The organism is Propioniciclava sp. (genome assembly GCF_029977985.1).
Taxonomy (GTDB): domain Bacteria; phylum Actinomycetota; class Actinomycetes; order Propionibacteriales; family Propionibacteriaceae; genus Propioniciclava.
Genome location: NZ_JARKOT010000082.1, coordinates 1 through 1006 on the forward strand (window position 1 = coordinate 1; position 1006 = coordinate 1006).

1 protein-coding gene is annotated in these 1006 nt (G+C 70.8%); it reads right to left on the reverse strand.

Annotation, left to right across the window (positions count from 1 at the left end; all coding sequences use genetic code 11):
- Positions 1-869 (reverse strand): M1 family aminopeptidase (locus tag Q1K57_RS04655; protein WP_300079505.1); only part of this gene is annotated, 869 nt, incomplete at its 3' end.
- Positions 870-1006 lie beyond the last annotated feature (137 nt).

Here is a 1006-nt window from a genome sequence, read left to right on the forward strand (position 1 = left end):
GAGCGGTACAGGTACTCGTCGCGGATGGTCACGCAGCCGGCGTTCTCCATCGCCCCGGCGTTGAACTCGGGGACGAACACCTGCGCGTAGTCGGCGAACGGGTACGGCATGCCGAAGTGCTCCTCGAACACCTCGAAGCCGGCCTTGGTGGTGGCGAAGATGCGCTCGGCGTCGAGGTAGGGGACCAGCGACTGCCGGCACGAGATCGTCAGTGGGATCTCCGCCGCCGTGCCCTGGTAGGCATCGCGGACGGTGTGGAACTGCCCGGCGAGCAGGGCGGTGATGTAGGTGGAGATCCGCGGCGTCGGCGCGACCTGCCAGCGGGCGTGGCCGTCGTCGACGGGGGTTGGCTCCACCTCCGGGGAGTTCGACAGCACCGTCCACGCGGCGGGGGCGATGACGGTGAGCGCGAACGTGCCCTTCAGGTCGGGCTGCTCGAAGCAGGCGTAGAGCCGGCGGGCGTCGGCGGTCTCGAGCTGGGTGTAGCAGTAGACGGCGTCGTCGACCGGATCGACGAAGCGGTGCAGGCCCTCGCCGGTGTGGCTGTAGCGGCACAGGGCGGACACGGTGAGCCGGTGCTCGCCGGGCTCGGCGGCGAGCCGCAGCCGGTAGCCGTCGAAGGCCGCCTCGAGCAGCGGCTGCCCGTCCAGGGTGGCGTCGAGCAGGCGGTCGGCGACCAGGTCGACCCAAGTCTCGCCACCGGTGCTGGCGAAGGTGATGGCCGAGGTGGAGACGAAGGTCGCCGTGGGGTCGTACTCGCCGGCGTCGGGTACCCGTCCGGACAGGTCGACGGTGACCTCGTAGCCGTGCACGACGATCTGGCCCGAGCGGCTCGCCGCCTCGGCCCTGGTGAGATTTGCCGGGTACATGAGACCTCACTGGCTAGGGGTATCAGGGCTTGTCGCCCCGAGGACTCGCGAGGTTACTGGTCCCGCGGCCCCGGCTCAACATACCCGCGCGATGCCGCCTCAGCGGCGCGGACGGTCGAGACGCGCCAGCGCGGCGT